Source organism: Micromonospora sp. KC606, assembly GCF_004348675.1.
Classification (GTDB): Bacteria; Actinomycetota; Actinomycetes; order Mycobacteriales; family Micromonosporaceae; genus Micromonospora.
Genome location: NZ_SMKN01000247.1, coordinates 1 through 8,513, shown reverse-complemented (window position 1 = coordinate 8,513; position 8,513 = coordinate 1). Strand labels below are relative to the sequence as shown.

At 73.5% G+C, this 8,513-nt stretch carries 10 protein-coding genes and 1 pseudogene; 3 read left to right on the top strand and 8 right to left on the bottom strand.

All coding sequences use genetic code 11. The features are described from left to right. From E1193_RS27960 to E1193_RS27940, 5 genes are all read right to left on the bottom strand, one after another. A partial coding sequence (locus tag E1193_RS27960) for an HAD-IA family hydrolase (protein ID WP_132186168.1) occupies positions 1–585 on the bottom strand: 585 nt, incomplete at its 3' end. A 98-nt stretch (positions 586–683) separates the two neighbouring features. Then, complete coding sequence (locus tag E1193_RS27955; protein ID WP_132186167.1) at positions 684–947, bottom strand: hypothetical protein; 264 nt, start codon at positions 945–947, stop codon at positions 684–686. Positions 948–1,054: 107 nt separating this feature from the next. Further along, positions 1,055–1,516: an SRPBCC family protein gene (locus E1193_RS27950; RefSeq protein ID WP_132186166.1), complete on the bottom strand. Its 462-nt coding sequence runs from the start codon at positions 1,514–1,516 to the stop codon at positions 1,055–1,057. A gap of 55 nt (positions 1,517–1,571) precedes the next feature. Continuing rightward, positions 1,572–1,988: a DUF2795 domain-containing protein gene (locus E1193_RS27945; RefSeq protein ID WP_132186165.1), complete on the bottom strand. Its 417-nt coding sequence runs from the start codon at positions 1,986–1,988 to the stop codon at positions 1,572–1,574. 52 nt (positions 1,989–2,040) lie between these two features. Further along, positions 2,041–3,021: a YihY/virulence factor BrkB family protein gene (locus E1193_RS27940; RefSeq protein WP_132186164.1), complete on the bottom strand. Its 981-nt coding sequence runs from the start codon at positions 3,019–3,021 to the stop codon at positions 2,041–2,043. Between the two features lie 159 nt (positions 3,022–3,180). Here E1193_RS27940 and E1193_RS27935 point away from each other — a divergent pair, with 159 nt between their 5' ends. After that, positions 3,181–3,600 (top strand): ChaB family protein, encoded by a 420-nt coding sequence (locus E1193_RS27935; RefSeq protein WP_132186163.1) that lies wholly within the window; start codon positions 3,181–3,183, stop codon positions 3,598–3,600. A gap of 65 nt (positions 3,601–3,665) precedes the next feature. Here E1193_RS27935 and E1193_RS27930 read toward each other — a convergent pair whose 3' ends face one another. Continuing rightward, entirely contained in the window at positions 3,666–5,099 is a 1,434-nt protein-coding gene (locus tag E1193_RS27930) for an aldehyde dehydrogenase family protein (RefSeq protein ID WP_132186162.1), read from the bottom strand. A gap of 72 nt (positions 5,100–5,171) precedes the next feature. On the opposite strand from E1193_RS27930, the gene E1193_RS27925 reads away from it, so the two are divergent. Further along, a complete protein-coding gene (locus E1193_RS27925) occupies positions 5,172–6,776 on the top strand; it encodes an NAD(P)/FAD-dependent oxidoreductase (protein ID WP_132186161.1) in 1,605 nt (534 codons plus the stop codon). A gap of 48 nt (positions 6,777–6,824) precedes the next feature. On the opposite strand, the gene E1193_RS27920 is transcribed toward E1193_RS27925, so the two are convergent. Both E1193_RS27920 and E1193_RS27915 read right to left on the bottom strand, forming a co-directional pair. Beyond that, positions 6,825–7,592, bottom strand: coding sequence for a polyprenol monophosphomannose synthase (locus E1193_RS27920; RefSeq protein WP_132186160.1), 768 nt, complete (start codon positions 7,590–7,592; stop codon positions 6,825–6,827). A 111-nt stretch (positions 7,593–7,703) separates the two neighbouring features. Further along, positions 7,704–8,165 (bottom strand): SRPBCC family protein, encoded by a 462-nt coding sequence (locus E1193_RS27915; protein WP_132186159.1) that lies wholly within the window; start codon positions 8,163–8,165, stop codon positions 7,704–7,706. Between the two features lie 166 nt (positions 8,166–8,331). On the opposite strand from E1193_RS27915, the pseudogene E1193_RS27910 reads away from it, so the two are divergent. Further along, positions 8,332–8,513, top strand: a pseudogene (locus E1193_RS27910) (haloacid dehalogenase); the annotation flags it as partial.

Here is an 8,513-nt window from a genome sequence, read left to right as displayed (position 1 = left end):
CTGGTGGGGCGGCGGAACGCGGACCGCAGCCATGCCGGCCGCGGTGGCCGCCTGGACGCCGAGGTCGGTGTCCTCGAAGACGAGGCACGACGCCGGCGGCACACCCAGCAGCCGGGCGGCGAGCAGGTAGCACTCCGGGTCCGGCTTGGCCCGTGCGTATTCGCCGGCGCAGACCAGGACGTCGAACCGGTCGAGCAGGCCCAGCGCGCGCAGCGAGGCGGTCACCGACTCGCGGGTGCTGCCGGAGACCACGGCGAAGGGAACCCTGCGGTGCGCCTCCTCGATGTGCCGCAGCACCCCCGGCACGGCGGTGAGGGACGGCAGGAGCCGCTGGTAGCACTCCTCCTGACGGCGGGCTACCACCTCCACCGGCATGGCGACGCCGTGCCGGGCGGCCAGGTCGGCGACGATGTCGACCACCGGCCGGCCGCCCCAGGCGTAGAAGAGCTCCTCGGGGAAGTCGCAACCCCACTCGGCCAGCGTCTGCCGCCAGGCGGCGTGATGCAACGGCATGGAGTCGGCGACGGTGCCGTCGCAGTCGAACAGGTAGGCCCGGAACTCGCCGGGCGGCAGGGGCAGCAGCACCCGTCCAGGGTAGGGCCCCGCCGGGCCGGGCCCTGCCGCCGGCCACCCGGTCACCGCGCCGCCGGCCCGCCACGGCACCCGCCTGCCGGCGGGCCCTGTCACATCGTGTCGGGGCCGGTCCGTCCGGTGGTCGACGGGCGGTACGCCCGCTGCGAGTCGGTCATCTCGCGCCGCTCCGCCTCCGGGCCGGCGCCCCGGTCCGCCGCCTCCGGCCCGTGCCCGAAGGCGGCCTCCTCACCGGCGTCGTTGCCGGTGACGTCGTCGGCCTGCCCGTCGATGGTCGAGCGGGCGATCGCCCGGTCCAGTTCCGCCAGCGGGATCTTCTGCTCGTCCCGCCACACCCTGTCGTCGTTCTCGGTCATCCCATCGCGGTACCCCGGCCCGGTGACCGCAAACGGCGCTTGGAACGGCGATGGCCGCCGGATCACCGGCGGCCATCGGGTACGTCTCGACGTGCGAGGAAGGGCGATCAGGGCTGGGGTCGGTCGACGGTGCCCCGCCAGGCGCCGGTCTCCAGACCGCGCCGTTCGATGAACTGCTTGAACCGCTTGAGGTCGCCCTTGGCCCGACGGTCCACCACGCCCAGCTTGTCGCCGGCCTGCTCGACCACGCCGTGCGGCTCGAAGTCCATCTGCAGGGTCACCCGGGTCTGGCTGTCGTCAAGGCGGTGGAAGGTGACCACCCCGGCATGCCGGGTGCCGCCGGTCGACTTCCAGGCCACCCGCTCGTCGGGAAGCTGCTCGGTGATCTCGGCATCGAACTCCCGCTTGACGCCGGCGATCTCCACCGTCCAGTGCGTCATCGTGTCCGACAGTTGCCGGACCTCCTCGACCCCCTCCATGAACTGGGGAAACTCCTCGAACTGGGTCCACTGGTCGTACGCCGTCCGAATCGGGACGGCGACCTCGACGTGCTCGATAACGCCGCTCATGAAAGCGCTCCTCCTCTGCCGCTGGTCACCTCGACGGATCGCGGACCGACCCGTCTCACCAGCGCGTCGTCTCGTTCTTGTGCCCGAGGGCGGCCCACACCTCGGAGACCGTTCGGTACCGCGTGCCCTCGGGCAGCCGCTCCAGCTCCGCGACCAGGTCGTCGGGCGCCTCGTTGTCGCGGGCGTTGGCGACCAGCGCCGCGCGGTCGCCGGGCAGGGCCGACATGGTGATGAACCGCCCCAGTCGGCTGCGCGCCTCCACGTCGGTGGAGCTCATGCCCTTCGGTGCGCCGGTGCGCAACTCGCCCGCCGGCGCGGTGGTCGTCCCCGGCTGGTCCTCGCCGGCCGGCTCGGGCTCGCGGAACTCCTCGGCGCGCGAGCCTGCGGTGCCGGGCCCCTGCACGAGGCCGGCGACCTCCTGGCTCATCTGCTCGTCGAGCCTCGGTCCGTGCTTGCTGCTGCCACGTTCCATGCCGTCAGTGCTACCCGGGGGGATCGACGGGAAACGCGAACCCGGCACCGGGTCACGAACCGGCGGCGGCCTTCGGCGGCAGCACCGGCTCGCCCGGGTCCTCCGCCCCGGCCTGGAGTACCCGCCCGCGTTGCAACTCGGCGTTGATCTGCACGCCGAACATCAGCGCCGAGTTGGACAGGTAGAGCCAGACCAGGAAGGCGATCACCGCGCCGAGGCTGCCGTACGTGACGTCGTAGGAGGCGAAGTTGGCGACGTACAGGCCGAAACCGAAGGAGGCGAGCACCCAGGAGACCAGGGCCACCGCCCCGCCCGGGGTGAGCCAGCGGAACCGGGGCTGTCGCACGTTCGGGGCGATCCAGAACAGCAGCGACAGCAGGATCATCGCCACCAGCGCCAGCACCGGCCACTTGGCCACACTCCACACCGTGCGGGCCACCCCGCCCGCGCCCACCAGATCGCCCACCGCGTCGGTCACCGGGCCGCTGATGATCAGGCCGAGGGCCACCACCGCGAGCAGCACCAGCGAGACCCCGGCCAGCCCGATCTGCAACGGGCGCAGCCGCCAGACCGGACGGCCCTCCGGCACCCCGTAGATGGCGTTGGAGGCCCGGGTGAACGCGCCGATGAAGCTGGACGCGGACCAGAGGGCGCCGAGCAGACCGAAACTGAGCAGCGCGCGTGTCCCGCTCCGCTGGTCGACCACGGTCCGGACCACGGAGACGAAGCCGTCGTTGGCGACGATCGACCCGGCCCCGACGTCGCGGGCCAGGTCCAGCACCGTGTCCACCGTCCGTTCGCCCTCGGAGACCAGGCCGACCAGGGCGACCACCACGACCGTGGACGGGAAGAGCGCCAGCACCCCGTAGTAGGTGAGCACGGCGGCCCAGTCCGCGCAGTTGTCCCGCACGAAGTTGCGCCCGCTACGCACCAGCACCCCATGCCAGGTCGCCCAGTTCAGCTGGCGTACCCGGCGGGGGATCGGCGGTGGCGGCCGTCCGGCGGTCGCGGTCGGCTCCGTCGTCGCTGCCATCGCCGCTCCTCGCCCGACGGCCGGACGCGCCCGACGCCCGGTTGGTCACCTGGCCACGCCGGTACCCTCGTGCGGAAATCGACAAACCCGACTTTCGGAGTTTGCCGGCGGGACCCCAGGGAACCGTCCACGGCAGGGAACAGACATGAGGAGGACGAGATGCCCGGGCGCGAGGTGATGCCCAGCACGCTGCGGCGCTCCCCGGAGAAGGCGCAGCGAACCTGGGAGAAGACGCACGACTCGGCGGCGGAGACGTACGGCGAGGGGGAGCGGGCGCACCGCACCGCGTTCGCCGCCGTCAAGCACGAGTTCGAGAAGGTCGGCGACCACTGGGAGCCGAAGGGCCGCAAGGGCCCCAGCGACCGGCAGGCCGCCGGCGGCGGGCCCGGCCGGCGGGCCCCCACGGCCGGCGGGGTGGATGCCAACGCCACCAAGGACCACCTGATGGAGGTGGCCCGCAAACTGGATCTGCCAGGACGGTCCCGGATGACCAAGCCGGAACTGGTCAAGGCGATCGAGAAGGCCAACAACCGGCAGACCACGAAGGCCCGCGAGAAGGCCAAGGCCCGCGGCCGCTGAGCTGCCCCGGGGTACTACGCGTGCAGGGGTCGTCCCGTACCGGGGCGGCCCCTGCACGTGCGGCGTCACCAGTGGCCACCGGCGGGCGCCTCGATGTGCACCGTCTTGACCGTGCTGAACTCGTCGAGCAGCTCCGGGCCGTACCCGAAGCCCTGGCCGCTGCCGCGGCGCGGCTGCGCGGCACCGCCCGGTGCGCCGCCGAAGACTGCGTTGATCTTCACGGTGCCCACCGGCAGCTCCCGCCAGGCCCGCTGCGCGTGGCTCATCGACGGGGTCAGCACGGTCGCGGCGAGCCCGTACGGCGAGTCGGCGGCGCAGCGCAGCGCCTCGCTGAACGAGTCCACCACGACCACCGCGGCCACCGGGCCGAAGGTCTCCTCCCGGATCAGCGTCATGTCCTGCCGGCAGTCGGTGACCACGGTCGCCGGGTAGAACGCCCCCGGACCGTCCGGAAGCGCGCCCCCGGTCCGCAGCGTCGCGCCCTCGGCGACCGCCGCGGTCACCTGGCCGTGCACGTGGTCGCGGTGCCGGCGGTCCACCAGCGGCCCCAGCTCGGTCTCCGGATCGCGTCCCGGCCCGACCCGCAGCGTCCGGGCCCGCGCCACCAGCGCGTCCAGAAAGTCCTCCGCGACGTCCCGGTGGACGTAGATTCGTTCCACCGCGACGCAGATCTGCCCCGCGTTGGCGAACGCGCCGGTCGCGGCCTGCTCCGCGGCCCACACCGGGTCCACCCCGGCGTCGACGACCAGCGGATCGCTGCCGCCGTTCTCCAGCAGCGCCTTCGCCCCGGTCCGGGCACACGCCGCGGCGATCATCCGACCGGTGGCCGTCGAACCGACGTGGGCGACCACGTCGACCTCCTGGGCCGCCAGGGCAGCCCCCACCTCCCCACCGCCGGTGAGCAGGGACAGCACCCCGGCGGGCAGCGCGCCGTCAAGGATCTTCGCCAACAGCCAGCCGGTCGCGGGAGTCCGTTCGCTGGGCTTGTAGAGAACCACGTTGCCGGTCACCAGGGCAGCGCCCAGCAGGCCGCACGAGACGGCCACCGGGTCGTTCCAGGGGGTGATCGCGGCGACCACGCCGCGCGGCTCCGGGGCCATGAAATCGATGGCCGCGGCACCGCCGTGCAGCGTTCGGCCGCCCCGCAACGGGCCCAGTTCGGCGTACTGTCGCAGCGTGCCGATACCCGCCTCGACGCCGCCCCGCGCGTCAGCCCGCGGCTTGCCCATCTCCGCCGTGGTGGCCGCCGCCAGCTCGTCGGCCGCCGCCGCCAGGGCGTCCGCCGCCCGGTGCAGGGCCCCCGCCCGGTACGCCGCCGGGGTCGCCGCCCACTCCGCGGCGACCCCCCGGGCCGCCTCGACCGCCTTGGCCACCTCGCCCGCCGTCGCCATCGGCACGGTGCTGACCGGGCAGCCGTCGGCCGGGTCGTGGACCGTCAGCTCACCACCCTCGCCGCCCGCGCCCCACACTCCACCGATGAACTGTTCAACCCTGTACATGCGGCGGGGAATGCCCCGCTGCCGGCCGGGCAAACGCGTTTCGTCTGGTTGCTGGCCGGGTAGGCGGATTGGATGATCGACAGCGGAACCGTGACCGCGGACGCCGTCGTGGTGGGCGCCGGGCACAACGGCCTGGTGGCCGCCAACCTGCTGGCCGACGCCGGCTGGGACGTGCTGGTGCTGGAGGCCACCGGCGCGCCCGGCGGCGCGGTCCGGTCCGCCGAGGTGACCGCCCCCGGCTACCTCAGCGACCTCTACAGCTCCTTCTTTCCCCTCGGGTACGCCTCACCGGTGCTGCGCCGGCTCGGCCTCGACGCTTACGGTCTGACCTGGACCCACGCCCCGGACGTGCTGGCCCACCTGATGCCGGACGGGCGGGCGGCGGTGCTCAACCGTGACCCGGCGCGCAGCGCGGCCTCCATGGAGGCGTTCGCCACCGGGGACGGGCAGCGCTGGCTCGACACGTACGACGACTGGCGGCGGGTTTCCCGGCCGCTGGTGCAAGCCCTGTTGACTCCCTTCCCGCCGGTACGCAGCGGTCTGGAACTGTTCGCCCGGCTGCGGACAGCCGGCGCGTTGCGGCTGGCCCGCAGGCTGGTGCTGCCGGCCCGTCAGCTCGGCCGCGAGCTGTTCAGGGGGGAGGGCGGCCGGGCTCTGATGGCCGGCTGTGCCCTGCACACCGACCTGTCCCCGGACGACGCCGGCTCCGGCATCTACGGCTGGCTGCTGGCGATGCTGGGGCAGGAGGTGGGCTGGCCGGTCCCGGTCGGCGGGGCGCAGCGGATCACCGACGCGCTGGTCGACCGGCTGCTCGCCCGGGGCGGACGCGTCACCTACTCGGCGCCGGTGGACCGGGTGCTGGTGGCCCGGGGCCGGGCGATGGGCGTGCGGACCGTCGGCGGCGCGCTCTGGCGGGCCCGCAGGGCGGTGCTGGCCGACGTGCCCGCCCCCGCGCTCTACCTGGATCTGGTCGGCGCGGACGCGTTGCCGCCCCGGCTGGTCGAGGATCTGGCGCACTTCCGCTGGGACGGCTCCACGGTGAAGGTCGACTGGGCGCTGGACGGACCGATGCCGTGGACCAACCCGCAGGTGCGGGGGGCCGGCACCGTGCACCTGGCCACCGACGTCAACGGGCTCACCCGGTACGGCGCCGAGCTGGCCTGCGGGGAGCCGCCCCGGGAGCCGTTCCTGCTGGTCGGCCAGATGACCACCGCCGACCCGGGGCGCTCACCGGCGGGGACGGAGACACTCTGGTCGTACACCCACCTGCCGTTCCGGCGGGACTGGCGGGCCGAGGACGTCGCCGCGCACGTGGACCGGATGGAGGCGCTGCTGGAGCGGTACGCCCCGGGTTTCAAGGCGCGGGTCCGAGGCCGGTTCGTCGCCGGCCCGGCGGACCTGGAGGAACGCAACCCGGGTCTGGTCGGCGGGGCGGTGGGTGGGGGCACCGCCGCCGCGTACCAGCAGCTCTTCCTGCGTCCGGTGCCAGGGCTCGGCCGGCCGGACACCCCGGTCGACCGGCTCTACCTGGCCAACGCTTCGGCGAACCCGGGCGGCGGCGTCCACGGCGCGCCGGGCGCGCACGCGGCCCGGGTGGCGCTCGTCCGGGATCGGGCGCTGACCGGCGGCCTGTACGCCCGGGCCGTCGGCACGGCACACCGGGCCGTCTACCGCTGAGGTGGACGCCGGGCCGGGCGGGACGCGCGGGTGACCGGGTCGGGCGGTTCAGCGCTCCAGGTTGCGGTGCCGGGTACGCAGCCGGAACGGCATCAGGGCGCTCTCCACCTTGGTGGCCATGGTCATCTTTGACGAGCCGTCGCGCCGCTCCTCGAAGCGGATCGGCACCTCCAGGATGGTGTGCCCGAGCTTGGTGGCCAGGTAGTGCATCTCCACCTGGAAGCTGTAGCCGTTGGACTGCACCCGCTCCAGGCCGATGTCGCGCAGCGCGTCCGCCCGCCAGATCTTGAAACCGGCGGTGAGGTCGCGGATGCGCACCCGCAGCAGGGTGTGCACGTACAGGTTGGCCCAGCCGCTGAGTGCCCGACGGTACAGCGGCCAGTTCTCGTCCAGCTCTCCGCCGGGCACGTAACGGGAGCCGATGACCACGCTGGCCTGTGTGGCGAGCAGAGCGCCGAGCATGCCGGGCAGCGCCTGCGGCGGGTGGGACAGGTCGGCGTCCATCTGCGCGACGTAGTCGGCGCCCTCGTCGAGGGCGCGGCTGATGCCGTCGACGTACGCCCGGCCCAGGCCCTCCTTGCCGGCGCGGTGCACGACCTGGATTCGGTCAGGGTGCTCGATGGCGAGCTTGTCGGCCACCTCGCCGGTGCCGTCGGGGGAGTTGTCGTCGGCGACCAGCACCTTCAGCCCGGGCAGCGGCAGGGCGAGGAGCCGGTCGACCAGTACCGGGAGGTTGCCCGCCTCGTTGTAGGTGGGGACCACGACGGTCAGGCGTGCGTCCCGCCAGGGCGAGGGCAGCTCCACAGGTTCGATCATGACGGACATCCTCTGGTTGCCGACGGTTTTCCCCCAAAGGGTAGCCAGTGCCGCCTGCGGCCCCGTCGAGGCTCCCCGCCCGCCGGGCCGGGCCCCGACCCGGGCCGGCACTCACGGTTCCACGACTTCCTCGGCCTTCTGCCGGGTGGCGATGTCGGCGAGGCGGCGCAGGGTTTCCTTGTTGCGCTGGTGCAGCACCAGATCGTTGAGCTTGTTGCGAATCCAGCGCAGCGGGCCGGCGGCGAAGTCCTCGCCGATGCGGACCCGGGTGGCGAAGCCGTCACCCACCGGCTCCAGAATGAACTCCACGACCGCCTCGCCGGCCGGCCAGAGGCCGGCCCGGATGACCAGTCTGCCAGGCGGCTCGCAGACCAGCACCGTGGAGGAGTCCTCCAGGGAGAACGGCCACGGCCCGGTTCGGTGGTGCAACTGGGCGCCCACCGCCGGCCAGTCGGCGTCGACGTCGCGCACGTGCACGGTCCCGACGACCCAGTCGCTGTACGTCCACCCGTCGGTGAGCACGTCGAAGACCTGCTGCGGGGGTGCCTCGATCACTGCATCCACAATCGCCACCCCGTTTCTGTACCCGAGCGACCGCCCGACCTAACGGCGTCGCGTTAGCTTCTCCGGGGCGACGGGTAAGGCCCGACCGGCGAGGATGCGGCCCCGGGCGACGGCGACGTGCCGTAGCGCCGGGTAGATGATGTTTACTCCCGAAGGTTGCGGGAACCCGCCGCCCGTGCGACGGGACCAGGTGAAGCCGGATCAGCGCAGGCCAGGCCGGGGGGAACCGGTCGGGTCGGGCGCGCCGGCACCGGTCCTGTACGACGCGGTGCTGCTGGATCGGGACGGCACGTTGATCGAGGATGTGCCGTACAACGGTGATCCGGACAAGGTGCGGCCGGTGCCGGGGGCCCGGGA